The organism is Neisseria sicca, from assembly GCF_014054945.1.
In the GTDB taxonomy this organism is placed as follows: Bacteria; Pseudomonadota; Gammaproteobacteria; order Burkholderiales; family Neisseriaceae; genus Neisseria; species Neisseria sicca.
Window position 1 is genome coordinate 598,605 of record NZ_CP059566.1, and the last position, 26,006, is coordinate 624,610.

Annotated in this window: 23 protein-coding genes; 14 read left to right on the forward strand and 9 right to left on the reverse strand. The window is 46.6% G+C overall.

The window, feature by feature from the left end; genetic code table 11:
* Positions 1–188: 188 nt before the first annotated feature.
* Positions 189–1,469 (forward strand): malic enzyme-like NAD(P)-binding protein, encoded by a 1,281-nt coding sequence (locus tag H3L95_RS02970; RefSeq protein ID WP_003756682.1) that lies wholly within the window; start codon positions 189–191, stop codon positions 1,467–1,469.
* Positions 1,470–1,554: 85 nt separating this feature from the next.
* Here H3L95_RS02970 and aroA read toward each other — a convergent pair whose 3' ends face one another.
* The 5 genes from aroA to H3L95_RS13730 form a co-directional block, all read right to left on the reverse strand.
* Complete coding sequence (aroA, locus tag H3L95_RS02975; RefSeq protein ID WP_040668065.1) at positions 1,555–2,853, reverse strand: 3-phosphoshikimate 1-carboxyvinyltransferase; 1,299 nt, start codon at positions 2,851–2,853, stop codon at positions 1,555–1,557.
* A gap of 412 nt (positions 2,854–3,265) precedes the next feature.
* Entirely contained in the window at positions 3,266–3,592 is a 327-nt protein-coding gene (locus H3L95_RS02980; protein ID WP_003756693.1) for a low molecular weight protein tyrosine phosphatase family protein, read from the reverse strand.
* Between the two features lie 71 nt (positions 3,593–3,663).
* On the reverse strand, positions 3,664–3,879 hold the full coding sequence (locus H3L95_RS02985) for a hypothetical protein (protein ID WP_040668071.1): 216 nt from the start codon (positions 3,877–3,879) through the stop codon (positions 3,664–3,666).
* Between the two features lie 168 nt (positions 3,880–4,047).
* Positions 4,048–5,361: a replication-associated recombination protein A gene (locus H3L95_RS02990; RefSeq protein ID WP_003756699.1), complete on the reverse strand. Its 1,314-nt coding sequence runs from the start codon at positions 5,359–5,361 to the stop codon at positions 4,048–4,050.
* 64 nt (positions 5,362–5,425) lie between these two features.
* On the reverse strand, positions 5,426–6,826 hold the full coding sequence (locus tag H3L95_RS13730; RefSeq protein WP_240593946.1) for a hypothetical protein: 1,401 nt from the start codon (positions 6,824–6,826) through the stop codon (positions 5,426–5,428).
* A 157-nt stretch (positions 6,827–6,983) separates the two neighbouring features.
* Here H3L95_RS13730 and H3L95_RS03000 point away from each other — a divergent pair, with 157 nt between their 5' ends.
* The 5 genes from H3L95_RS03000 to H3L95_RS03020 all read left to right on the forward strand — a co-directional run bounded on the left by H3L95_RS03000 (position 6,984) and on the right by H3L95_RS03020 (position 11,261).
* Positions 6,984–7,361, forward strand: a complete 378-nt coding sequence (locus H3L95_RS03000) for a hypothetical protein (RefSeq protein WP_080614307.1) — start codon at positions 6,984–6,986, stop codon at positions 7,359–7,361.
* Positions 7,362–7,504: 143 nt separating this feature from the next.
* Positions 7,505–8,917, forward strand: coding sequence for a threonine synthase (gene thrC, locus H3L95_RS03005; protein WP_003756709.1), 1,413 nt, complete (start codon positions 7,505–7,507; stop codon positions 8,915–8,917).
* A gap of 208 nt (positions 8,918–9,125) precedes the next feature.
* Complete coding sequence (locus H3L95_RS03010) at positions 9,126–9,902, forward strand: ferredoxin--NADP reductase (protein WP_003756710.1); 777 nt, start codon at positions 9,126–9,128, stop codon at positions 9,900–9,902.
* 146 nt (positions 9,903–10,048) lie between these two features.
* Positions 10,049–10,540 carry a DUF1841 family protein gene (locus tag H3L95_RS03015; RefSeq protein ID WP_003756712.1) on the forward strand — a complete coding sequence of 164 codons (492 nt, stop codon included), beginning with the start codon at positions 10,049–10,051 and terminating at the stop codon, positions 10,538–10,540.
* Between the two features lie 352 nt (positions 10,541–10,892).
* A complete protein-coding gene (locus H3L95_RS03020) occupies positions 10,893–11,261 on the forward strand; it encodes a hypothetical protein (protein ID WP_003756713.1) in 369 nt (122 codons plus the stop codon).
* Positions 11,262–11,451: 190 nt separating this feature from the next.
* Here H3L95_RS03020 and H3L95_RS03025 read toward each other — a convergent pair whose 3' ends face one another.
* The 3 genes from H3L95_RS03025 to uvrB all read right to left on the reverse strand — a co-directional run bounded on the left by H3L95_RS03025 (position 11,452) and on the right by uvrB (position 15,609).
* Positions 11,452–11,889 carry a hypothetical protein gene (locus H3L95_RS03025; RefSeq protein ID WP_003756715.1) on the reverse strand — a complete coding sequence of 146 codons (438 nt, stop codon included), beginning with the start codon at positions 11,887–11,889 and terminating at the stop codon, positions 11,452–11,454.
* A gap of 657 nt (positions 11,890–12,546) precedes the next feature.
* The gene (locus H3L95_RS03030) at positions 12,547–13,554 is read right to left on the reverse strand and encodes a putative phage abortive infection protein (RefSeq protein WP_003756717.1); all 1,008 of its coding nucleotides are present in this window, start codon (positions 13,552–13,554) and stop codon (positions 12,547–12,549) included.
* Positions 13,555–13,581: 27 nt separating this feature from the next.
* Complete coding sequence (gene uvrB, locus H3L95_RS03035; RefSeq protein WP_003756720.1) at positions 13,582–15,609, reverse strand: excinuclease ABC subunit UvrB; 2,028 nt, start codon at positions 15,607–15,609, stop codon at positions 13,582–13,584.
* Between the two features lie 176 nt (positions 15,610–15,785).
* On the opposite strand from uvrB, the gene dnaB reads away from it, so the two are divergent.
* From dnaB to H3L95_RS03065, 6 genes are all read left to right on the forward strand, one after another.
* Entirely contained in the window at positions 15,786–17,192 is a 1,407-nt protein-coding gene (gene dnaB / locus H3L95_RS03040) for a replicative DNA helicase (RefSeq protein WP_003764236.1), read from the forward strand.
* 157 nt (positions 17,193–17,349) lie between these two features.
* Positions 17,350–18,045 carry a pilus assembly FimT family protein gene (locus tag H3L95_RS03045; RefSeq protein ID WP_003756725.1) on the forward strand — a complete coding sequence of 232 codons (696 nt, stop codon included), beginning with the start codon at positions 17,350–17,352 and terminating at the stop codon, positions 18,043–18,045.
* 11 nt (positions 18,046–18,056) lie between these two features.
* Entirely contained in the window at positions 18,057–18,785 is a 729-nt protein-coding gene (gene pilV / locus H3L95_RS03050) for a type IV pilus modification protein PilV (RefSeq protein ID WP_052296540.1), read from the forward strand.
* The gene (locus H3L95_RS03055; RefSeq protein ID WP_003756728.1) at positions 18,785–19,762 is read left to right on the forward strand and encodes a PilW family protein; all 978 of its coding nucleotides are present in this window, start codon (positions 18,785–18,787) and stop codon (positions 19,760–19,762) included. The genes pilV and H3L95_RS03055 overlap by 1 nt, the downstream gene beginning before the upstream one ends.
* Positions 19,741–20,355: a pilus assembly PilX family protein gene (locus H3L95_RS03060; protein WP_003756730.1), complete on the forward strand. Its 615-nt coding sequence runs from the start codon at positions 19,741–19,743 to the stop codon at positions 20,353–20,355. Before H3L95_RS03055 ends, H3L95_RS03060 begins: the two co-directional genes overlap by 22 nt.
* Positions 20,356–20,367: 12 nt before the next feature.
* Positions 20,368–20,859 carry a PilX family type IV pilin gene (locus tag H3L95_RS03065; protein ID WP_003756733.1) on the forward strand — a complete coding sequence of 164 codons (492 nt, stop codon included), beginning with the start codon at positions 20,368–20,370 and terminating at the stop codon, positions 20,857–20,859.
* Between the two features lie 594 nt (positions 20,860–21,453).
* Here the strand turns inward: H3L95_RS03065 and H3L95_RS03070 are convergent.
* Complete coding sequence (locus H3L95_RS03070; RefSeq protein ID WP_182096202.1) at positions 21,454–23,466, reverse strand: calcium-binding protein; 2,013 nt, start codon at positions 23,464–23,466, stop codon at positions 21,454–21,456.
* A gap of 333 nt (positions 23,467–23,799) precedes the next feature.
* Between H3L95_RS03070 and H3L95_RS03075 the strand changes: the two genes are divergently transcribed.
* Together H3L95_RS03075 and fghA are read left to right on the forward strand one after the other, a co-directional pair.
* Complete coding sequence (locus H3L95_RS03075) at positions 23,800–24,936, forward strand: S-(hydroxymethyl)glutathione dehydrogenase/class III alcohol dehydrogenase (protein ID WP_003756741.1); 1,137 nt, start codon at positions 23,800–23,802, stop codon at positions 24,934–24,936.
* A gap of 8 nt (positions 24,937–24,944) precedes the next feature.
* Complete coding sequence (gene fghA, locus H3L95_RS03080) at positions 24,945–25,772, forward strand: S-formylglutathione hydrolase (RefSeq protein WP_003756743.1); 828 nt, start codon at positions 24,945–24,947, stop codon at positions 25,770–25,772.
* Positions 25,773–26,006: the final 234 nt, after the last annotated feature.

Consider the following 26,006-nt stretch of genomic DNA (forward strand, 5'->3'; position numbering starts at 1 on the left):
TTGCTTTGAGGTTGTTTGTTTCAGATGAAAATAGCGGTATGCGCCGCATTGGGAACATGGTAAAATTACACGCTATTACAAAATAGGTTTATTTGTTAATAAATAAGCCGCTTTGTAATGCCAAACGTCCCGAAACCAACGTTTCAGACGACCTCGTCTCAACATCTCTCTCGCAACAGGATCGAAAAATGGAAAACTCATTAAAAGAAGCCGCACTGAAATTTCACGAATTCCCCGTGCCGGGTAAAGTCTCCGTTACCCCCACCAAATCGCTGGCCACGTCCAAAGACTTGGCTTTGGCGTACTCGCCGGGCGTTGCGGCTCCTTGTATGGAAATCCATGCCGATCCGCAAAATGCGTACAAATATACCGCCAAAGGCAACTTGGTTGCCGTGATTTCCAACGGTACCGCCGTTTTGGGCTTGGGCAACATCGGCGCGTTGGCGGGCAAACCTGTGATGGAAGGCAAAGGCGTATTGTTTAAAAAATTCGCCGGTGTGGACGTATTCGACATCGAAATCGATGAAAAAGACCCGCAAAAACTGGTGGACATCATCGCCGCGTTGGAACCGACTTTCGGCGGCATCAACCTCGAAGACATTAAAGCGCCTGAATGCTTCTACATCGAACGCGAATTGCGCAAACGCTGCAAAATCCCCGTATTCCACGACGACCAACACGGTACCGCCATCATTACCGCCGCCGCCGTATTGAATGCCCTGCGCTATACCGGCCGCAAAATCGAGGAAGCGACCTTGGTTTGCTCCGGCGCGGGTGCGGCTGCGATTGCCTGCTTGAACCAACTGCTCGATTTGGGTTTGAAACGCGAAAACGTTACCGTTTGCGACTCCAAAGGCGTGATTTACAAAACCCGCGAAGACAAAGACCGTATGGACGAGTCCAAACAGTTCTACGCCATTGAAGACAACGGTCAACGCGTGCTTGCCGATGCCGTCAAAGGCAAAGACATCTTCTTGGGCCTCTCCGGCGCGAACCTGCTGACGCCTGAAATGCTGAACACCATGAACGCCAAGCCTATCGTGTTCGCCATGGCAAACCCGAACCCGGAAATCCTGCCGCCGCTGGCAAAAGAAACCCGTCCTGACGTGGTCATCGGTACCGGCCGTTCCGACTTCCCGAATCAAGTGAACAACGTATTGTGCTTCCCGTTCATCTTCCGCGGCGCGTTGGACGTCGGCGCGACGACCATCAACGAAGAAATGAAACGCGCCTGCGTCTATGCCTTGGCGGATTTGGCGAAAGAAGAAGTAACTGAAGAAGTGGTTGCCGCTTACGGTAAAAAATTCGAATTCGGCGCGGAATACCTGATTCCGACCCCGTTCGACTCACGCCTGCTGCCGCGCGTTGCTTCGGCTGCCGCCAAAGCTGCGATGGAAAGCGGCGTGGCAACCCGTCCGATTGCAGACTTGGAAGCCTACGCTGCCAAACTGAGCGAATGGAAACTGTAATCCGGTTTTAATTTGAATGTGGTGTAGAAAAGGTCGTCTGAAAATTTTCAGACGACCTTTTTGTTTGGGTAAATGTCTTCCTACTTTAAACCGCGTCGGTCAGCGATGAGAACACTTCAAAATAAGTCGGGAAGGTTTTATGGGTGCATTTCGGGTCGTTGATGACGACGGGTACGCCCAACAGGGAAACCAGCGAGAAACACATCGCCATGCGGTGGTCGTCGTAAGTGTCGATGACGGCGTCGGGCGTCAGTGTTTCAGGCGGGGTGATGTGAATCGCTTCGGCTTCTTCGACGACTTTCGCACCAAGTTTGCGCAACTCGTTTGCCATCGCGGCGATGCGGTCGGTTTCCTTGACGCGCCATGACCCGATGTTGCGCAGCGTACAGGTTTGTCCTGTGGCAAGCGCGACGATGGCGAGGGTCATGGCGGCATCGGGGATATGGTTCGCATCCAAATCAAAGGCTTGGACGGCACGTTCTTTCGGACGCGAGACTTCGACGAAGTTTTCGCCCCAAACCACATCCGCACCGATTTTTTCCAGCTCGCGGGCAAAGGCGACATCGCCCTGTATGCTGTTTGCGCCAATGCCGGTAACGCGGACGGGCGTAGCGGCAATCAAGCCGGCAGCGAGGAAATAGGACGCGCTGGAGGCATCGCCTTCGACGTGCAGGTGTTCGGGCGCGTGGTAGCGGGTATCTGCGGGGATTTTGAAGACGCGGTAGTCTTCATTGGCAACCTGTACGCCGAATTGCGCCATCAGTTTCAAAGTGATGTCGATGTAAGGCTTGGAAATCAACTCGCCGACCATACGGATTTCAAATGCCTGCCCGGTCAGCGGTAACGCCATCAAGAGGGCGGTCAGAAACTGGCTGGACACATTGCCTTTAATCGGAATCACACGCTCGCCGCGGTCTTGGCGCTCGCCGATATGAAGCGGTGGATAGTGTTCGTTGCCGAGATATTCGACATCGGCGCCGGCAATCCGCAGCGCATCGACCAAATCGCCGATAGGGCGTTCGTGCATACGCGCAACGCCGTGCAGATGATAATCGCCGCCCAAAACGGCAAGTGCGGCAGTCAGCGGACGGAACGCCGTTCCCGCGTTGCCTAAAAACAAATCGGCAGTGCGGTTTGGAAATTGTCCGCCTGTGCCGTGAACTTTCAGACGACCTTCGGCAAGATATTCGATTTCAACGCCGAGTTTATCGAGCGCTTCTAACATACGGTCGGTATCGTCGGATTTGAGCAGGGAATGGATTTCGCAAGTGTTGTCGGACAAGGCGGCAAGCAGCAGGGTGCGGTTGCTGATGCTTTTGGAACCGGGCAGGGCGACGGTGGCGGGTTTGAGCGAGGCGGCGGGGAGGCGGATGGATTCGGTCATGATGGTCGTTTGGGAAGCGGAAACAGAAAACGGCATTATACGGCAGGGAGGGGTCGTCTGAAAAACATGGCTGCTGCAATTCGATAACCGCAGAGTTTGTTTTTGAATGGTTTCGGTATCTTAAAACGTTCAAACAAGGCAAGGTAACATCCGAATGGTTTGTCGATGCGCGCAACCTTGCCAACCGCACCGCACGTCCGCAAAACTCCATGTTGAAATATATCGCACCGCTGCCGGGCCGCTCCGTCCGCGTAGGCGTCAGAATGAATTTCTAAGTTTGGAATAAAATAAACCGGATTCCTTTGATGGGAATCCGGTTTTTCTTTTCGATGATTGGATTTTCAGACGACCTTTGGGGTCGTCTGAAACCTTATTTATGCCCTTTACCTTCTTTTATTCAGAGCCTTATATGCTAGCTGTCAGACAAATACGGCTCGACGCTTTCCTTCAATATCTCGATCAATTCTTCGTCCATATAGCGGTAATCGTCAGGAATGTCCAAAACAATGATTTCCTTATGCTGCAAAGCGCGGGGAAACTGCGCCGACAGGCGGTTTTTATGCTTTTGTTCCATCACAAAAATCTTATCCGACCATGCGATGTCGTTGATGGAAACGGTGTGCCGTGCGTTAGGGCTTGTGCCTGCGGAACGGGTCTGTACGTTCGGATAGCGTCGGAATACCGCTTCAGCAGTGGGGCTGCGCCATTGGTTGCGGCTGCAAATAAAAAGTGCGTTCATAGAAATTAAAAAAGGCGGAGAAATATCCGCCTTGTGAAAATCATCTCGATTGAGTCGAAATGTGTTTTAAGTTAATCAAACCATTCGGCTTCAAATTCATGCTGCCTGAAGGGGTAAACAAAGCCCAGTTTTTGCGCGCGTTTGACTTTATTCCTGCGGAAATACATCAAATCCCACTTTTTCTCGAGCTTACCCTCAGAAGGGTTTTTGCCGTGTACGCGATGGCTGGGTCGTTTTGCTTGATGCCGCCGCCATGCACGGCTGCGACTGTGGTCTAAATTGTCCATTATCTGCTTTCTAACTTCGTTTCGGAAATCGGGTTCAGCAGCCGCGATTTTTTCTGTGTTCGATTATTCAGCAAGAAAAAGGAAAATCGGATTGTAGCCAAATTAGCTTGACGATACAAGCATTTGACCGTCGTTGTGGAACAGGTCGTCTGAAATGCGAGACGCCATTTACTTCTGCTTATCCAACGCTTCCTCATCCAGCGATTTCAACCATTCCAGCTTTTCGCCGATTTTGATTTCCAGCCCGCGCGGGACGGGTTGGTAGAAATCCGGTTCGTCCAAGCCGTCGGGCATATAGCTTTCGCCGGCGGCGTAGGCGTTCGGTTCGTCGTGGGCGTAGCGGTATTCGCGTCCGTAGCCCAATTCTTTCATCAACTTGGTCGGGGCGTTGCGCAGGTGGACGGGCACTTCGTCGCTGGCGTTTTCTTTGACGAAGCGGCGCATTTGGTTGTATGCCTTGTAGCCCGCGTTGGATTTCGCGGCGGCGGCAAGGTACAACACGGCTTGCGCCAGCGCGAGTTCGCCTTCGGGCGAGCCTAAGCGTTCAAAGGTGGCGGCGGCATCATTGGCGATTTGGAAGGCGCGCGGGTCGGCAAGCCCGATGTCCTCCCACGCCATGCGCACGATGCGGCGGGCAAGGTAGCGCGGGTCGGTGCCGCCGTCGAGCATACGGCAGAACCAATACAGCGCGGCATTCGGATGCGAACCGCGTACTGATTTATGCAGGGCGGAGATTTGGTTGTAGAAACTCTCGCCGCCTTTGTCGAAACGGCGGATTTGCGCGCCGAGGCTGTCGGCGAGAAATTCGGCGGTCAGGGTTTTCAGACGACGTGTGTCGGCGGCGCGTAAAAGTTGCTCCAATAAATTCAACAATCTGCGCGCATCGCCGTCGGCGGTATTGACGAGCAGCTCCTGCGCATCGGCTTCAATCGTGAAATCCCGGTATTCGGGCAATGCCAATACTTTGGCAATCAGTTTCTTGAGGTCGTCTGAAGACAAGGATTGCAAAACATACACCTGCGCGCGGCTCAACAGCGCGGGATTGACTTCAAACGACGGATTTTCCGTAGTCGCGCCGATAAAGGTCAGCAAACCGCTTTCGACATGGGGCAAAAACGCGTCCTGCTGCGCCTTGTTGAAGCGGTGGACTTCATCGACAAACAAAATCGTCGCGCGTCCCTGCTGCAAGGCGATTTCTGCCTTGTCGATTGCCTCGCGTATGTCCTTCACGCCGGAGAATACGGCGGAAACAGGCAGAAACTGGGCATTGAAACTCTGCGCCAAAATCCGCGCCAACGTCGTCTTGCCCACGCCCGGCGGCCCCCACAGCAACATAGAATGCGGTTTCCCGCCTTCCACCGCCACACGCAGCGGCTTGCCTTCGCCGATTAAATGCTGCTGCCCGATAACGTCATCAAGCGTATGCGGGCGCAGGCGTTCGGCAAGCGGCGCATCGGGTTGGCGGGTGAAAAGGTCGGACATGGCGGTTTCCGTGAAAGAGGGTTTTCAGACGACGTGGATTATAGCAGGTCGTCTGAAAGGAGGATTAACGCTCTTTGGGCATAATATCAATATAGTTTTCATTCAAAATTTGCAGGAATTTCCCACTGATAACGATACATTCTGTTGCTAATTTTGCGGCTTCCTTTTTTCCTTTGTTGTTTTCAACAGTTGGTGGGCAGAAGACCTTAGTGTCGCCTAAGTTCCAAGCCATGTAGCCGTATAGGGCGTTGTTGCGTTGTTCGGGGATTGAAGAACAGGTAATGTCTTTTTCTACTTTTTCTTTTTCTGAGAGCACAGAGCATTTAAATTTCTGTTTTAACTTGAATAAGTCATTTTTATCAATCCCACTAGTTTCTTGCAAGCCATTGTTTTGTTGAAAATTATTGTGTAATAAATACCATGAAGAGTTTTGTGGTATTTCTGTAAAACGAACTGGATAAAGCATACGCACAGAAAAATTTTCAGATAGTATTACTATCAAGAGTAATGAAAAAAAAGCAATCATACAAGGAAATATAAGAACTTTCTTATGATCATTTTTATTGTTTTTTTGGTGGCGAATGAAGCGAGAGACTAAGAAGACATTCAATAGCATCATTATGCCGAGAAAAAGTAAGTATAAGTATTGAGTTTCTTCTCCAGGCAACCAATCGTTAGTCATTATTATAAAAACTAAGGAGTATAAAAATGTTGTAGCAGATGAGAGTATAATTATCATTATAAAGAGTATTAATGTAGTAATTTCCTCTGTTATCTTATTTTTTCTTTTTTTATTCTTATTTTTAGAAAAATAATTTTTTAATTTTTTTAAAAAATCAATAATTTTAATTATATATATATTTTTTATATCATTATTTGAAAATATTATTAAATAAATTAAAGCTGGAATAGTAAAAATAATGATTATAGGAAACAAGATCAATGCTGATACTAGGTAGTATATTGCATAGAAAATAAATTTTAATATAAAAATTTCAATATCTTTCCTGTTTTTTATTGTTATTTGAATTAAATATACACTCACAGGGAGAAAAATAGCGATATATGAAATATATTCTAATATGATTTTAGGAAGATCATTGGATAAATATATATATGTAATTATTGCTATAAATGTTAAAGGAGCTATGGATAAGCATGGTAGCAGATTTTTAATAGCTATTTTTTCCTGTTTAACATCTTTCGATAAAGGGATAAGTATGTGAGGGAAAATATATGGGCTAATAAGGGCTATTATTGTTAATACAAATGTGATTAAAATAGATGCTAGACTAGAAGGATTTGATATTGCATCGGTAAAAACACTTGGCTGCCGGATGAAAGATAAGTAGCTGTAGGAAAGAAAGCCGCCTAATATCACTCCTGCTGAAGCTAAAATTGTTATCGATTTGCCGATTATTTCCAAGACTTCAACAAATGAAGATTTTTTCTTTGGTTTGTACATTTTGAATACCACTCCTTATTTCTATAAGATCATTCAATATTTTCCAAATTATACCCCACGTCTCCCAATCCCCCATCTCACACTGCTTACGGTATAATACGCGTTTGTTTAAAGACTTTGCGGGGCGTTTCAGACGACCTTGCGGCAAGGGATGGTTATGAATATGAAAAAGATGGTCGCCGTTGCTTCTGTGGCGGTGTTGTTGGGCGGTTGCGCTTATGATGCTGACTCGGCGTTCGGCGGTTTGGGCGGCGGTACGGGGATTGGCGGCAGCGTGGTGAAAATGGCGGTTGATCATCAATGCCGTTCGGAGTTGAACAAGCGTAATGAGTGGCGTTTGATTGCGCTGACGATGAGCGCGGACAAACAGCGCGAGTGGGAAGACAAAATCTGCGGCTGCGCGAGCGAGGAGGCGCCGAATCAGGTGTCCGCGCAAGAGTTGATGGATGTTTTGAATCCTTCTTCGCGCGATCGTGCGATTGCGTCGGTAACGGTGAAAACCGTCAATGCTTGTTTCAAGCGTTTGTATAGATAATGTTTTTCAGACGACCTCTGTGTATCGGGGTCGTCTGAAAGTTTATAGTGGATTAAGGTCGGGATAGGGTGGCTTGCGGGATTGTTCGCTGGCAGGTTTCCTGTTTTGATTGGCAATATTTTTGTTTTTATAGAGAAGAAATCATGAAATATATCAGTACGCGCGGCGAGACGGCGCATAAACCATTTAGCGAGGTTTTGTTGATGGGGCTTGCGCCCGACGGCGGTTTGATGCTGCCGGAGCGTTATCCGCAGGTCAGCCGCGAGACTTTGGACAAGTGGCGCGGTTTGAGCTATCCGGAGCTGGCGTTTGAGGTGATGAGCCTGTTTGTAACGGATATTCCGGCGGACGATTTGCGCGATATTGTGAACCGTACTTATACGGAAGCGGCGTTCGGCTCTAAGGAAATCACGCCTGTGCGTACTTTGTCCGACGGTATCAAAATCCAAGCCCTGTCCAACGGCCCGACGCTGGCGTTCAAGGATATGGCGATGCAGTTTTTGGGCAATGCGTTTGAATATGTGTTGAACAAAAAGGGCAGGGAACTCAATATCTTGGGCGCAACCAGCGGCGATACGGGTTCGGCTGCGGAATATGCGTTGCGCGGTAAAAAGGGCGTGAATGTATTTATGCTGTCACCCGACGGCAAAATGAGCGCGTTCCAACGTGCGCAGATGTACAGTCTGCAAGACGAGAATATCCACAATATCGCCGTGAAGGGGATGTTTGACGATTGTCAGGACATTGTGAAGGCGGTGCAGAACGATGCCGCGTTCAAGGAAAAATACCATATCGGTACGGTCAATTCGATCAACTGGGGACGCATCGTCGCGCAAGTGGTTTATTATTTTGCGGGCTATTTCAAGGCGACGCAAAGCAATGACGAGCAGGTCAGCTTCTGCGTGCCGAGCGGCAACTTCGGCAACGTTTGCGCGGGACACATTGCCAAACAGATGGGCCTGCCTATCCGCCGCCTGATTGTTGCGACCAATGAAAACGATGTGTTGGACGAGTTTTTCAAAACCGGCGCATACCGCCCGCGCAACAGCGAGCATACTTATGTTACCTCCAGCCCGTCTATGGACATTTCCAAAGCGTCCAACTTCGAGCGTTTCGTGTTCGACCTGATGGATCGCGATCCTCAGGAAATCAATACGCTGTGGGCGGAAGTCGCGGCGGGCAAGGGCTTTGATTTGCAGTTTGCCTTGGAAAAAGTCGGCGGCAAATATGGCTTTACTTCAGGCAAATCTACCCACGCCGACCGCCTCGCCACCATCAAACAGGTTTACGAGCAAGACAAAGAACTCATCGACCCGCACACTGCCGACGGCGTAAAAGTCGCCCGCGAAGTGCGCGAAGAAGGGGAAACGGTTGTTTGTTTGGAAACCGCGTTGGCAGCGAAATTCGATGCGACCATACACGAAGCCGTCGGCGATGTCGCCATTCCGCGCCCCGCCGCGCTGGAAGGTTTGGAAAAATTGCCGCAACGCGTCCGAGTCGTGCCGAACAATGCAGCCGCCGTCAAAGAAATCATCCGCGAAACGTTAGACAAGTAATGCGTTGACCGAGAGGTCGTCTGAAAAGTTTCAGACGACCTCTGCCAGACAGCAAGCATTGTGATGATAAATATTTTCGTTTAAAATTGCGCGTTTGCTCTAATTCGGCATTATCTATTCACAGGCGAGAGAGGTCGTCTGAAAACCCTTTTAAACCATCATCCGCCCGACCCGCGCGATCAGACGGATTTACCGACAGGAAACTCAAATGGCAGCATTCAATACCCAAAAAGTATTGTCCGTACACCACTGGACGGATGCGTATTTCACCTTTACCTGCACCCGCGACGAATCGTTGCGCTTCGAAAACGGCCAATTCGTCATGGTCGGATTGATGGTGGACGGCAAGCCGCTGATGCGCGCATACAGCGTCGCCTCCGCCAACTGGGAAGAACACCTCGAATTTTTCAGCATTAAAGTTCAAGACGGCCCTCTGACCAGCCGCCTGCAACACCTTAAAGTCGGCGACGACGTGTTAATCAGCAAAAAACCGACCGGAACTTTGGTTGCCGGCGACCTGAATCCCGGCAAACACCTTTACCTGCTGAGTACCGGTACCGGCATCGCCCCTTTCTTGAGCATCACCAAAGACCCCGAAATTTACGAGCAATTTGAAAAAATCATCCTCGTACACGGCGTGCGCTACAAAAAAGATTTGGCGTACTACGACCGCTTCACCAAAGAATTGCCCGAACACGAATACCTCGGCGACTTGGTTAAAGAAAAACTGATTTACTACCCCATCGTTTCCCGCGAAGACTACGAACACCACGGCCGCCTGACCGACCTGATGGTAAGCGGCAAACTGTTTGAAGACATCGGTCTGCCCAAAATCAACCCGCAAGACGACCGCGCCATGCTGTGCGGCAGCCCGGCCATGCTGAAAGACACCTGCAAAGTTCTGGACGATTTCGGTCTGACTGTCTCTCCGAAAACCGGTGTACGCGGCGACTACCTGATTGAGCGCGCGTTTGTGGATCAATAAGGGTTTTAGCAGTAATGGAAATATAGCGAGGCAGAACTTGTCATCAGGTTCTGCCTCGCTATAAATCCATTATTTACCAAAATTCAAGTTTCGCTCAATCTCTAAAATATCCCCTCAGACGGTTCAACAGACTTCCCATTCTTATCATGTACGATGTCAACACCCACGATGTCCGCCGATTTTTCGCACACGTTTGGAAACATCGCCTGACCCCGATGCAACTGGATGCACTTCAGCTTAACGCCCTCCGTATCATCGAATCTCATCCCGAATACGCCCATTATCTTGAAAACATTGAAGATTATTTAGATAAAAACTGGCTGCCGGAAGATGGGGAGAGCAATCCTTTTTTACACATGTCGCTGCATCTTTCCCTTCAAGAGCAGGCAGCCATCGACCAGCCACCGGGCATACGGGCGATTCACGGGCAACTTTGCGCACGTTATAACAACGACTGGGTGCGCGCCGAGCATGACATGATGGATGCGCTGGCGGAAACCATTTGGGAAGCGCAACGATACGGACGCGGTTTGGATGTCAATGCCTATATGACCCGGTTGCGTAAATTAGTCGGTTTAGGGCAGGAGGAAAACGCCCGTATCAATCCGCATGAAGTGAATGCTAAATTTGACGAATGAAAAAGTTTTCTATGTGATGGAAGATAATGATTTTGAGGTCGTTGAAACGTTGTTTTCAGACGACCTTACAGTTTTGTAGTTTTTTGATTTAACCTGAAATTTTTTATGTAGATATTGCTTTTTTTAATGAAAAGTACGATAAAAACTTCCCATTTCTAGTTTTCCATCTTCAGACAGTAATAAGAGTATAGAACTTAGTCCAATGGAAAATAGTATGGGTTTCATTATTATGCCTACTCCTTGTAAATATATAATCATATGTTCTGATTCTATTGTATGATAAGTAGCTGGTTGCTACCTAAAAAGTTAAGCAGCAAAGGCAATTAATTATTTTACAAACAAAGGCATACACATGGATTTCGAGATTAAACTAGAAACTAACTTTAGGGACTGGTTGATGGCTGTAAGTCGGGAGGATATCCCGCATGATCTTGCGGCCTGGTCGTTCGAGTTGGCCGAGCCTTACCAAATCACTCTAGTCGGTTCAACCTATTTCGACGAGAACGATAATGATTGGGCATGTCCGGATGACGATAATTTTCATCCTATGGCTGCTGCGCCCGACTTATCTGTGTTGTATGGTCAAAACTGGGAAATTGTATTGGAAACAGTCATTAAAATCGTGCGGAAACTGACAGTTGAATTGCCAGACCTCGCCGTTTTTCGAGTACCTCACATCGCAGCAGGATTTGTTGATGGTGATTTAGTGTTGATTCGTTGATTTCAGACGACCTTCCTTTCTTTTCAGGTCGTCTGAAAAATGAACTGTAGCCATATAAGCCGCACGAAATAAGCCGATATGTCCGAGAAACAGGCGCGATTTTGGGTCGGCGGGTTTGACGATGAAAAAGAATGTACCACCGGCAATGAATTTTCTGCGATCGTATTATGAGGAAGGCGTCCTATGATTACTAAGTTACTTTATTATTAAGCTGTGTTTTAATGAAATCAAAAATTTTCCTGTCAGCAACATGATTCAAATCTAAGAATGATAAATATTGGCAGTTGCCATTCGGACAGGGCAAAAATAAAAATTCATAAGCAATATCTTCTATATCTGTTATTGTTAAATCACTAAATTGAAAATTAGTTGTTACCACATTTAACATATTGTTATTTTTGATTGATTCCAGTTCCAAAAGATTATCAAATTCATCTTCTAAAAGACTAGAATTCTCTCCGATAAGAATTATCCAAAATAAAGGATATTGTTTAATCGATTCAAATAAATTATTGCAATTTATTGTTTTTAGGAAGTTTTGACTGATTAAAGCCACGATAGGCTTATCTTTTTTTATTTTAATCTTTCTGAAATTCGAATCTAGATTTATATTCAGATAATCAATCATTATAGTTACTCCTTTGGAACACCGGAAATAATCCGCATCATCAGGCAGCAGCGTTCAAACGGCATGGATATTGTTTTCACACATCCATATAGGCTGCACTCAATAAGCTTGGTGTAGGTCGGATTCTCGAATCCGACATTTTGGGCTATATCAATGGAAGCACAATCGAAAAGAACGATATTTCCAGCAATTTTCAATTTGTAGCGTGGGCTATGCCCACGAAAATACGAAAGGTCGTCTGAAACCTGTACGCAGGCTTTCAGACGACCTCAGCTTTACAAAAACAACCCGTGGGCAGAGCCCACGCTACGGTTAACTCAACGTATCGCCGTCTCCAAAACTCCTCCGCTGAGAATGCAAAAAGGCCTCAACTTATTATTGCAACGACCTCAGGCGTAGGTCGGATTCTCGAATCCGACATTTTGGGCATTGCTGCAATGAATTGCAATGATGGGAGTGTTAAAGGTTTTGTCGGATACAAGTATCCGACCTACGCTTGCTTGCTGAAAGTTTAAAACAATGGTTTGAGAACGGCAAAAAACGCGTGCGTACGTACCACGTACATCCCACACATCGGTTTTAAAATTTGTGCCACCCGCAGGAGGAGGGTGTGGTGCAGCCACGCACGCGGTTGGTGGAGATGCAGGCTACGGCTTGCTACGTTCGCTTTATCAACTTCTCTATATCTTTTATATAATCACTCTTACCAAATATATTCGGATCATATAATCGATGACACTTAATAAGCAACCTATTGAAGTTCCTATTAGCCAACAATTTTAGAGGCATATGTTCCAAAAAAGAATATCTTTCAAGAAGTTTTATATATGGTTGATATGATTCTGTATCTTCTCTATACGCAGTTATTGCCAGTAATTGTAATAATCTAAAATCAATCGATGCTCTAACAATATTACTATATTTTTTTTCCTCATCATCTAAATTTCCTTTACCATATGATAACGAATTAACAAATTTTAAAACTTGATATAGATATAAAGAAAATTGATTAAATTCAATAAAATCTTTATCCACTCTCTTTTGAATATATTCAAATTTAGGAAAATTTATATCACCTTCCTCATAATAATAAATTAAATCATCAGTACTATCAAAATGATACCCGATATTATTCATTAAATTATCTATAATATTATCAACAAATCCTTTTTTTACATCTTTTCCTAAAGATTTATCAAATACCACCACTTCTTTATTTAATATTTTTGAACATAACTGATTGAGCTGGTTGAGCATTGAAAAGAAGGTTGTTTCAAACTGTTGCTGCTTAAATATCTTTGATTGTTCAGCTAACAATTTTTCGGACTCCTCCTGTGCCTTTGCACTTCTTGATAATTCTTCTCTTGTTGCTTTTAATTCCTCAACTTGCAACTTGATACTATCTTTTTGTAATTTAATCGTATCAAGTTGCAATTTGATGGTATATAACAAAGCAATAAAAGTAGCACAGGCAAAAATTGGATTTAATACACCTCCAATATAATCTCCAAATTGCCCCCATTGCTCAGGAGATGTACTTAACTTTCTATTTCCAAATGTAAAATAATATAATAAAAGTACGAGTAAAATTGATATGCCAACCAAACCAATTAATCCCTCATACCATTTAATTTCATATATCTTTTCTTGTTCCTTGTTCATCATAACTTACTCCTAAAATTAACTCCAAAACTATTCCGCTCCAAACAACAAATTCTCCTTAATCCCACGAATCCTATCCCGTAACACAGCCGCCTCTTCAAACTGCAAATCCCGAGCCGCCTGCTGCATGGCTTTTTCCAGTTTGGCAATTTCTTTAATCGCATCTTCTTCATTGTGAATTTCGCCGACTTTGACCTTGTTTTTGCTTTTCAGACGACCTTTGCCGCTGTCTTCTTCGTGGTACACGCCGTCGATGATGTCTTTGACTTGTTTTTTAATCTGTTGCGGCACGATGCCGTGTTCTTCGTTGAATTTCATCTGTTTTTCACGACGACGTTCGGTTTCGTCGATGGCGGCTTTCATGGAGTCGGTGATTTTGTCGGCGTATAGGATGGCGACGCCGTTCACGTTGCGCGCGGCGCGGCCTATGGTTTGAATCAGGCTGCGGTGGGAGCGCAGGAAGCCTTCTTTGTCGGCGTCGAGGATGGCGACGAGGGAGACTTCGGGGATGTCCAAGCCTTCGCGCAACAGGTTGATGCCGACGAGTACGTCAAACAGGCCGAGCCGTAAATCTCTAATGATTTCAACGCGCTCTACGGTGTCAATGTCGCTGTGTAAATAGCGCACTTTGATGCCGAGTTCGCTGTAATAGTCGGTGAGTTGCTCCGCCATGCGTTTGGTGAGGGTGGTAACGAGTACGCGTTCGCCTTTTTGGATGCGGTCGTTGATTTCGCTCATTAAATCGTCGACTTGGGTGGCGACGGGGCGGATGATGATTTGGGGGTCGACCAGCCCTGTGGGGCGGACGACTTGTTCGACCACTTGTCCGGCGTGTTCTTCTTCGTATTTGGCGGGGGTGGCGGAAACGAAGACGGTTTGCGGCATGACTTTTTCAAATTCGTGGAATTTGAGCGGGCGGTTGTCGCGGGCGGAAGGCAGGCGGAAGCCGTAGTCCACGAGGTTTTGCTTGCGCGATGCGTCCCCTTTGTACATGCCGCCGATTTGGGTAACGGTAACGTGGCTTTCGTCGATGAACATGATGGCATTGTCGGGCAGGTAGTCCATCAGTGTGGGCGGCGGTTCGCCTTCTTTTTTGCCGGAGAAGTGGCGGGAGTAGTTTTCGATGCCTTTGCAGAAGCCCATTTCGTAGAGCATTTCGAGGTCGAAGCGGGTGCGCTGTTCGATGCGCTGTTGTTCGACGGGGCGTTGTTCGCGGGCGAAAAATTCGATGCGTTCGCGCAATTCTTCTTTGATGGATTCGCAAGCGCGCAAGACGGTGTCGCGCGGGGTAACGTAGTGGCTGGACGGGAAGACGGTGTAGCGGCCGACGCGCTGGTGCAGGCTGCCTGAAAGTGGGTCGAACATATCGAGGCGGTCGATTTCGTCGTCGAACAGGCTGATGCGTAAGGCGTTTTCGGAGCTTTCGGCGGGATACACGTCAATTACGTCGCCGCGCACGCGGAAGCTGCCGCGTTTGAAGTCCAAATCGCCGCGTTCGTATTGCATGGAAACGAGTGTGGCGATGATGTCACGCTGCTCGATGGTGTCGCCTTCTTTGACGGACAACACCATTTGTTGATATTCGGTCGGGTCGCCGATACCGTAAATGGCGGACACGGTGGCGACGATAATCACGTCGTCGCGCGTCATCAGGTTTTTGGTGGCGGAAAGGCGCATCTGCTCGATGTGTTCGTTGATCGCGCTGTCTTTTTCGATGAACAAATCGCGGCTGGGCACATAGGCTTCGGGTTGATAATAGTCGTAGTAGGAGACGAAATATTCCACCGCGTTTTCGGGGAAAAACTCGCGCATTTCGGCATAAAGCTGGGCGGCAAGGGTTTTGTTGTGCGCCATGATGATGGCGGGTCGGCCGCTTTGGGCGATGACGTTCGCCATGGTGTAGGTTTTGCCCGAACCGGTTACGCCGAGCAGGGTTTGATAGGCCAGGCCGTCTGAAAGCCCTTCGAGCAGGCCGGCAATGGCGGTGGGCTGGTCGCCTGCAGGCGGGAAGGGTTGGTGGAGTTTGAAGGGGGAATTGGGGTATTGGATGACTTCCATATTGCCGCCTGTTTTTGGTTCGGGGAAATGGAGAATTATAGCAAAAAGGTCGTCTGAAAATTTTCAGACGACCTATCTATTTCTTGATGGTAGGCAAGTCGGAACAAAGGTAATGCCAACCCGATTTCCACTACGCTATAATAGCGGATTCCCATTTTAGCCTAGGAGCAACTGCCATGAACGATTATCCCGATACATCGTCTGAAGACCGTGAAGTCAGCGCGTTGTCGCTGCCGCCGCATTCGATGGAGGCGGAGCAATCTGTTTTGGGTGGACTTTTGCTCGAGAATTCGGCTTGGGACAGAATCGCCGATGTGGTTACCGGTGAAGACTTCTACCGACACGAACACCGCCTGATTTTCCGCGCCATCGCCAATCTGATTAACGAAAGCCGTCCTGCTGACGTAATTACCGTTCAAGAGAGTTTGGAGCGCAATGAGGAACTAGAGGCGGCGGGCGGATTCAATTATCTGATTACCTTGGCGCAAAACACGCCGTCCGCTGCGAATATCCGCCGCTATGCCGAAATCGTGCGCGAGCGTTCTATCATGCGCCAACTTGCCGAAGTCGGTACCGAAATCGCCCGTAGCGCCTACAATCCGCAAGGCAGGGATGCGGGGCAGCTTTTGGATGAAGCGGAAAACAAAGTATTCCAAATTGCGGAAAGTACGGCTAAATCCAAACAGGGCTTTCTCGAAATGCCTGCGCTTTTGAAAGAAGTGGTCGAACGCATCGACATGCTTTATTCCCGCGATAATCCCGATGAAGTTACCGGCGTGTCGACAGGGTTTATCGACTTGGATAAAAAAACCTCAGGTCTCCAGCCGGGCGATTTGATTATTGTGGCAGGTCGTCCGTCTATGGGTAAAACTGCCTTTTCGATCAATATTGCGGAACACGTTGCCGTAGAGGGCAAACTGCCTGTCGCCGTATTCTCTATGGAGATGGGCGGCGCGCAATTGGTGATGCGTATGCTGGGTTCCGTGGGCAGGCTTGATCAGAGCGTCTTGAAAACAGGCAGGTTGGAAGATGAACATTGGGGTCGTCTGAATGAAGCTGTGGTCAAGCTTTCCGATGCGCCTATGTATATCGATGAAACACCGGGTTTGACCGCGCTCGAATTGCGCGCCCGCGCCCGTCGTCTTGCGCGTCAGTTCAACGGAAAGTTGGGCTTGATCGTGATCGACTACCTGCAATTAATGGCAGGATCAGGACGTTCGGACAACCGCGCCTCAGAACTCGGCGAAATTTCGCGCTCCCTCAAAGCCTTGGCGAAGGAGCTGCAAGTGCCCGTCATTGCCTTGTCGCAGTTGAGCCGTACCGTAGAACAGCGCACCGACAAGCGCCCAATGATGTCCGACTTGCGGGAATCCGGTGCCATCGAGCAGGATGCGGACCTGATTATGTTTATGTACCGCGACGAATACTATAACCAAGAATCGCCCATGAAAGGTCTCGCGGAATGTATTATCGGTAAACACCGTAACGGTCCTGTCGGGAAAGTATTCCTCACTTGGATGGGGCAATTTACCAAATTCGACAATGCAGCCTACATTCCCGAATCCGCATTGATGGAAGATTGAGACAAATCAGCCTAAAAACCAAGCAAATTTCATATTTTATTAGGCAATTCATCCCAATATCGTTTAGAATGAGCCAAACCGCATAATTACCGGCGATAAAAACATTCTAAGCCGGATGATAAAACACATTACTTAACTCTAGACGTTTTTACTACTCATGTACGCACAACAAAAAGGTTTTACCTTAATCGAATTGTTGGTCGTGATCGCTATTACCGCCATCATGGCCACTATCGCCCTTCCCAATATGAGCGAATGGATTGCCTCCCGCCGCGCTGCCAGTCAGGCAGAACAGGTGGCAAATCTCTTGCGTTTCGCACGAGCCGAAGCAGTCCGCCTCAATCTCCCTGTCTATGTCTGTCCCGTGCAAATCAGAAAAAACGGGGTTCCAGACAATAAATGTGATACCAAATACAATCAAAGTGGCATCTTGGCCTATGCTGATAAGAGTGGTGATGTTAACTACAATGATGATAGGGCGGACATTTTCCTGCGCACTATCGTCTTAAACGCTAAGGATGCGAATAAAGTCACCTACCAATTTGATCATGTCAAATTCGGTGGCAAAGACTCTGATTCACAGCCTGTTTTTTGGGCATTTCAACCGAACGGTACTTTTGGCTATTCTGTCAATAAACCCAGTAAAAAAACTGATTTTACCTACTCGGACGGCTATATCAAAATCAGCATGACCGATTCCGCCGCAACCACAGAAAGCACCAAAAAGTCTCGTGCCAGCATTGTGTTGGTCGACAGTAGCGGACGAGTAGAAATCTGCGCCAAGTCAGATTCACGCGATCTCTGTAAATATGCAGAATCTAAAGCAAAATCCAACAAACAACCCCAACAATAAAATATAGCTCTATGAAACCCATGACATTACGTACAAAAGGTCGTCTGAAAACGAGCGAATCGAGATTCGCCAAAACGAGATCGGTAAGTTTTTCTAAGCCATATCAATCAGGCATGACTTTAATTGAAGTTTTGGTTGCCATGTTTGTCCTTGCAATCGGCGTTCTCGCTCTGCTTGCCATCCAACTGCGTACCGTTTCCAGCGTACGCGAAGCGGAAGGACAGACTATCGTATCGCAACTTACCCAAAATTTGGTTGAGGGGATGCTGATTAATCCGAGGCTTGTAGAATGCCCAACCCCTAAACAGGGGGCAACCAATAGCAGGAATGGCAGAGGGTGGTGCAAGAATTATAAGGATTATTACACTACATACGGTGATTCCTCTACTGAACCATTGAAAAAAGGGCCGTTGAAAGAGAGTATGACAAAAGAAGAGTTGGCTAAAGCGCAGCTTGGTAAATTTCATGATGAATTGAAAGCAGCTCTTCCTGACTCTACGTTCTACTATTCAGTATGTCAGGATAGTTTGACTAAGGATCCTAAAGATTCTACTGAACCAACTTATGACGGGACTTTTCACGACAATTGCGTCAAAAAAATAGAAGCTAATAAGGAATATGATACAGTTATCAAGGTGTTATGGCTTAAAGATTTAGAAGGCGGTAAAGCCGCAAGTGACGTCAAAACATATGAAGATTCTATCATTTACACCTACCAAGTACGCGTAAGGGAAAAATAATGAATAATAAAAACCGCCCACACATTCCGGTAAAAGCAGGTATGCAAGGCTTCAGTCTGATTGAATTCCTTGTGGCAAGCGCATTGAGCATGATAGTCCTGCTGGCTGTCAGCTCCAGTTATTTTACTGCACGCAGTTTGAACACTGCTGCCACTGCACGCTTAAATGTTCAGCAAGATTTGCGCAACGCGTCTAATCAGATCGTACGTGATGCCCGTATGGCTGGGAATTTCGGCTGTTTCAATATGTCAGCATATGATGCTCAAGCCGTTATCGCTGATTCTGGCTCCAAAGACTTTCTCAAGCTTAAAGGTAGTGGAAAAATGCTTCCTGCTGTCAGAGAAACAGGTTCTTTAGGTGTGACTGACTTTGAACAGAGCGGTAAGGCGCTGATTTTCCAATACGGCATAGATACCGCATCACCAAACGCGGCAACAGTAGTGGCCAGCAGCTGCACAAACATTACCAAACCAGGAAAGAAAATTACTGATAGCAAAGCAGCTTTAAAGACAGATGGTTCCCAAGCAGGCAATATCTCCATCATGAAACATGAGGTGAATGCCTATGTCGTCGGTACTGCGGGAGGGCAAAAGGGTCTTTACCGTTTCCAACTGACAGACAAAGGTGAGTGGAGTAATCCGCAGTTGCTGATTAAGGGAATTGAAAGTATGAGTATTCATTATTTTTATACCGAAGGCTGCCCTGAAACATTTGAGGAAAGTGAAGTAGCATCTGCGTCTGCCCCTGCCCCAACTCCTGACGGAAATGCTCAGAAGCAGGGTGAGGATAAGTCAAAAGATGAGACATTTAAATATACTTCGACACTGTCTGGTGATGAAGCCCCAGCCTCTATCGAACTCCTGCTGAATAGCGGCAGTATTAATGCAGGCGGAAGCAATGATGAAAACAAAGTTCAACTCTATCAAATCAATGCAACTGTACGCGGAGGAAACAAATGCGCAGACCGATTACTCTAAACCATCCTGCTAAAGCCTCTGCACAAAAAGGCTTCGCATTATTCATCGTCCTGATGATCATGATCGTCATCGCCTTGCTCGTTGTTACAGCAACTCAGTCCTACAATACTGAGCAGCGAATCAGTACTAATGATGCCGACCATAAATTTGCTACTACGCTTGCGGAAGCAGCATTGCGTCAAGGTGAAAACGATATTTATTCTATTGAAGAAGGCAGGCAGATTTTTAATGATCAATGTTCCGAGGGGCTTTGCAGAGCCAAACAGCTCAGTATTAAAGAATACACTACCCCAACTGGTATTATTGATGTTAAAGGCGAGGCAGATCTGAGCAAAGTTGAAGAAGCTTGGAAAAGAAAGCATGCAGAATGTCTTGATTCACATTCTAAGAAAGAAACAGAATGTATCAATGTTAATGGTAGAGAATACCCGATTGATAAAAATAGTGGGGCCAAAAAGCCTCCCCGCTATATCATCGAATACCTAAGCACCAATTCTACCGACAACCGTACCATTTATCGTGTCACTGCTAAAGCATGGGGAAAAAACGAAAATACGGTAGTTATGCTGCAATCTTATGTAGCCAACGAATAAATAGATAAAATCATGAATACGTCTATCACTAAATTTCAAGGGTTTACGCTGGTTGAGATGCTGATTGTCATTGCTATTATCGGCATCCTCAGCACTATCGCTTACCCTTCCTATATCCATTACATTGAACGCGGCTATCAATCTCAGGCGCATGCTGAATTGGTTATCATCAATAATTCCTTGAAAACCAAACTGGTTAAAAACCCTGCCCTCAAAATGAAAGATGAAATTGAGGGAGATGCGGGTTTTTTTAAGACCTATCAGGCTACATCAGAAGTTGCTGCTAAGTATGATTTCAGCGGCGCAATGAAAGATAAGGACGCTAAACACAGCAGGGCTTATTATCTTTTTGCGACCCCGAAAAGCGGGACGAATTACAAACTTTCCGTCTGGATGGACAGTTTGGGCAATGCCTACAAATGTACCGATGCTGAATCAGCCAAAGCCAAGTTAACCACTAAAAACGGTAATACAGGTTGCGAACCTGTTTCAAATAAAAAGTAGGAAAAAATAGTTGATACTTTCCTGAGACTTTGTTTGATTATTCAAGAAATCATTACTCAGAAGGTCGTCTGAAATGATGTTTTACGCTTTAGAATGGATTAAACCGCACCTTAGTAGATTCGCTAAGGTGCAGTTTTTATAGGCGCAATGTACTTTACTCTGAAACTTAGGTTTTCAGACGACCTTTTAAATTGATTGGTAAACATATAGTGGATTAAATTTAAATCAGGACAAGGCGATGAAGCCGCAGACAGTACAAATAGTACGGCAAGGCGAGGCAACGCCGTACTGGTTTAAATTTAATCCACTATAGTTTCAAGCAACTGCTTAAATCAATTTTCTTCCATGTCAATTTAGGATTTGAAACTTGAGTTTGAGGGAGAGCTTCTGATTCGACGAAAGATCTTATAGATGTCAACAACACGGATCTTAGAAACCAAAACGTCGTCTGAAACCTGTAATTGAGTTTTCAGACGACGTTTTATATTGAATCAGCTTAGAAAGAACGGGCAATTTGTTAACAATAGCGTTTGGTCTTGAATCTGTTCTTTTGGGGAGATTCGTTTCAAACTGTCAGTTCTTTTTAGCGAATCTTTAGCCGATGATATTGGAAGCGTTCAACCATACTGCCTGGTCGCTATCGAATTTTGCAAATACGGTATTACTGCTTGCACCTGCCGCACGATAAGCAAGAGTTTGTTGATATGAATCGAACACGAGATAAGAACGGTCGGCATCGTAATAAGCAGGGTTTCTAACAAACATCTCTGACCAGCTCAAATTTGCGCTGTTGCCACTCAGCAGAGAACGCATAGCAGATAGGTCGAGTTTGTCCATATCAGAGTTAAAGTCGGTTAAACGATCGATACTGCCTTCACGGATATCTGCTGCAGTAAAGGCGACGGTGTCTTTGCCTGCACCTGTGACGATGGTGTCGCTGCCTAAACCGCCTGCAAGATAGTCATCACCGTCCCCACCGTTGAGATAGTCATATCCATTGCCGCCTGACAGTGTGTCGTCACCGCTCATGCCATACAAGGTATCATTGCCTTCTTCGCCACTCAAGCGATTATGCCCGCTGTTGCCTGTCAGAGTATTGTCGCCATAATTGCCAATGCCGAAGATGTTATTGCTACCTGTCAAAGTCAGGTTTTCGACGTTGGTTGGAGCGGTATAGGAAACGCTGCTGTAAATGGTATCAGTACCCTCGAACCACCGCTCGGTGACAGTATCATTTATATTGTCCACATGATAGATATCATTTCCATATCCACCACTCATGCTGTCTGCGCCGCTGCCACCGTCTAAAGTATCGTTACCGTATCCACCATCGAGCAGGTCGTTTCCTTCGCCTCCTTGTAGCACGTCATCTCCGTTATCTCCGTAAAGATAGTCGCGATCATCGCCGCCCATCAGCAGGTCGTTACCGTCCATGCCGTGTAGCGTGTCGTTTCCACGACCACCGCTTAAGTGGTTGTTGCCACTGTTGCCTATCAGGGTATTGTCGGAGTTGTTACCGAAACCGTAATTGTTGCCGTAGCCTGTCAAAGTCAGGTTTTCGACGTTGGTTGGAGCGGTGTAGGAAACGCTGCTGTAAATAGTATCAGTACCCTCGAACCACCGCTCGGTGACAGTATCATTTATATTGTCCACATGATAGGTATCATTTCCATATCCGCCGCTCATGCTGTCTGCGCCGCTGCCACCGTCTAAAGTATCGTTGCCGTATCCACCATCAAGCAGGTCGTTTCCTTCGCCTCCTTGTAGCACGTCATCTCCGCTATCTCCGTAAAGATAGTCACGGTCATCGCCGCCCATCAGCAGGTCGTTGCCGTCCATGCCGTGCAGCGTGTCGTTTCCACGACCACCGCTCAAACGATTGTTGCCGCTGTTGCCTATCAGGGTATTGTCGGAGTTGTTACCGAAACCGTAATTGTTGCCGTAGCCTGTCAGTGTCAGGTTTTCGACGTTGGTTGGGGCTGTGTAAGAAACGCTGCTGTAAATGGTATCGGTACCTTCTCCCCACCATTCAGTAACCGTATCGTTCACATTATCTACATAGTAAATATCATCTCCGTATCCTCCGCTCATGCTGTCTGCACCGCTGCCACCGTCTAAAGTGTCGTTGCCGTATCCACCATCGAGCAGGTCGTTTCCTTCGCCTCCTTGTAGCACGTCATTTCCACTACCTCCGTAAAGATAGTCGCGATCATCGCCGCCCATCAGCAGGTCGTTACCATCCATGCCGTGTAGTGTGTCATTACCACGACCACCGCTTAAGCGGTTGTTGCCACTGTTGCCTATCAGGGTGTTATTTGAGTTGTTGCCGAAACCGTAATTGTTGCCGTAGCCGGTCAGTGTCAGGTTTTCGACGTGTGTCGGTAAGGTAAAGTTTGTATCGGCGTAAACGGTATCGTTGCCTTCATATTCATATTCAACGATGGTGTCACCTGCATTTTTACTGTGGTAAACATCGTTGCCTAAGCCGCCGTAGAATACGGTATGCCCGAGACTGCCATATAAAACGTCATCGCGGGTCGTGCCTTTAATGACGACGGATTCATTGTTTGCTACGTTATAGTATAAAGGATGCAATGTATTGGCCATAATGGCTCTCCTTGTGAACAAGTTGCTAGGAAAAATAGACATAAATATCTATTTGACATTTATAGGTTTTTTCTTGTATGTTTGATGCTGATTGTATCGAGAAATAAAATGATGCAAAAGATATAATAATTTATATTATTGTTTTTTATATTAATTTAAAATATGAAATGATATTTGATAGCATTCTAATTAACTGCCGATTGCATGGTGGCTCTTCAGTCGATCATGCTACTGCCGGAGCAGAATTACAAAAAACGCTTGCTTTAGACTGAAATCCAAAGTATAAACTGCTGTCATCTAGTCATTTTGTTAATGAGTTAAAGAGAAAAAATAATGGAAATCAAACAAACCAATTCAACTATCAAATCTCGTGCAGCGGTAGCATTCGCCCCAAATCAACCCTTACAAATTGTGGAAATCGATGTAGAAATGCCTCGCAAAGGCGAAGTGTTAATCCGCAATACCCACACGGGGGTGTGCCATACTGATGCATTTACATTATCAGGAAGCGATCCTGAAGGCGTATTCCCTGCGGTGCTTGGACACGAAGGTGCGGGTGTGGTCGTTGCTGTGGGCGAAGGTGTGTCAAGCGTAAAACCGGGTGATCACGTCATTCCTCTTTATACCGCTGAATGTGGCGAATGTGAGTTTTGCCGTTCAGGTAAAACCAACTTATGCGTTGCGGTACGTGAGACGCAAGGTAAAGGCTTAATGCCGGACGGCACGACGCGTTTTTCTTATCAAGGTCAGCCGATCTATCACTATATGGGCTGTTCGACTTTCAGTGAATATTCTGTTGTTGCGGAAGTTTCATTGGCGAAAATCAACCCGGAAGCCAACCACGAACAAGTATGTTTGCTCGGCTGTGGCGTTACCACAGGTATTGGCGCGGTACATAATACGGCAAAAGTGCAAGAAGGCGACTCTGTGGCGGTGTTTGGCTTGGGGGCGATTGGTTTGGCTGTGGTGCAAGGTGCACGTCAAGCCAAAGCGGGTCGCATTATCGCCATTGATACCAATCCCGCAAAATTCGAGTTGGCAAAACACTTCGGTGCAACTGATTGTTTAAACCCGAACGATTACGATAAACCGATCAAAGATGTGTTGTTAGACATCAATAAATGGGGCATTGACCACACTTTTGAATGTATCGGCAACGTAAACGTAATGCGTCAGGCATTAGAAAGTGCACACCGTGGTTGGGGACAATCCATTATCATCGGCGTAGCAGGTGTAGGACAAGAAATTTCAACTCGTCCGTTCCAGTTGGTAACAGGTCGTGTTTGGAAAGGCTCGGCATTTGGTGGCGTGAAAGGTCGCTCTGAACTTCCGAAAATGGTCGAAGATTCAATGAAAGGCGACATCGAGTTAGAACCGTTTGTAACCCACACACTGACACTCGATCAAATCAATGAAGCCTTTGATTTAATGCACGAAGGTAAATCGATCCGCGCTGTTATTCATTACTAAGGCCCGCGATGAAACTGATTGAACAACATCAAATTTTCGGCGGTTCGCAACAAGTTTGGGCACATCATGCCCAAACGCTGCAATGCGAAATGAAATTTGCCGTCTATTTGCCGGATAATCAGGAGAATCGACCACTTGGTGTGATTTATTGGCTTTCCGGTTTGACTTGTACTGAACAAAATTTCATTACTAAATCAGGCTTTCAGCGTTATGCGGCTGAACATCAAGTGATTGTGGTTGCCCCCGATACCAGCCCTCGCGGAGAGCAAGTGCCGAACGATGCTGCTTATGATTTAGGGCAAGGTGCGGGCTTTTATCTTAATGCGACCGAGCAGCCTTGGGCGACGAATTATCAAATGTATGATTATATTTTGAACGAGTTGCCCCGTCTGATTGAGGAAAATTTTCCTACCAACGGCAAATGTTCCATTATGGGACATTCAATGGGCGGACACGGCGCATTGGTATTGGCATTGCGAAACCAAGAACGTTATCAAAGTGTTTCTGCCTTTTCGCCTATTTTGTCTCCAAGTCTCGTGCCTTGGGGAGAGAAAGCCTTTTCTGCTTATTTAGGAAAAGATCGCGAAAAATGGCAGCAATATGATGCCAACTCGCTCATTCAACAAGGCTATAAAGTGCAAGGTATGCGCATTGATCAGGGCTTAGAAGATGAGTTTTTGCCAACACAATTGCGTACCGAAGATTTTATCGAAACCTGTCGTGCGGCAAACCAGCCGATCGATGTGCGCTTCCATAAAGGCTACGATCATAGCTATTACTTCATCGCCAGTTTTATTGGTGAGCATATTGCGTATCATGCGGCATTTTTGAAGTAAGCCAAAGAAGTGATTCGTGAATCGATTAAACGTTGAAGTGAACGTTAATTTTTTCATGTTAATGAATTAAAAAGGCATCGGATTGATGCCTTTTGTTTTTATAAATGATAAAAAAGTGCTATTAAAATCAGCTACCTCCTAGAATCAGCATGAGGAGACCTTTACAAAATTTCCTCACTCATTCTACTTAAATATCCCCCCATTCCAATCCAACCCGTTGTTGAGAGGTAAAAA